This is a genomic window from Streptomyces sp. ISL-11, assembly GCF_018614525.1.
Taxonomy (GTDB): Bacteria; Actinomycetota; Actinomycetes; order Streptomycetales; family Streptomycetaceae; genus Streptomyces.
Genome location: NZ_JAGGOL010000134.1, coordinates 1 through 275 on the forward strand (window position 1 = coordinate 1; position 275 = coordinate 275).

General features: G+C 74.2%; 1 protein-coding gene. It reads right to left on the reverse strand.

Annotation, left to right across the window (positions count from 1 at the left end):
* The coding region (locus J7E86_RS31365) for a protein kinase (protein WP_251019619.1) at positions 1-275 on the reverse strand (275 nt) is incomplete at both ends.

Here is a 275-nt window from a genome sequence, read left to right on the forward strand (position 1 = left end):
GCCGCGCACAGGGTCGCGCCGAGCGACCACAGGTCCGACGGCGGGCCCTGGTCCTGGCCGCCGATCCGTTCCGGTGCCATGTAGTCCGGTGAGCCGACCAGGGTGCCGGCCATCGTCAGCGCCGCCGCGTCCTGCATCGCCGCGATCCCGAAGTCGGTGAGGACGATCCGGCCGCGCGTGGTGAGCAGGACGTTCCCGGGTTTGATGTCGCGGTGCAGCACGCCGACGGCGTGCACCTCGCGCAGCGCGCGCACCAGCCCCAGCCCGATCCGGGC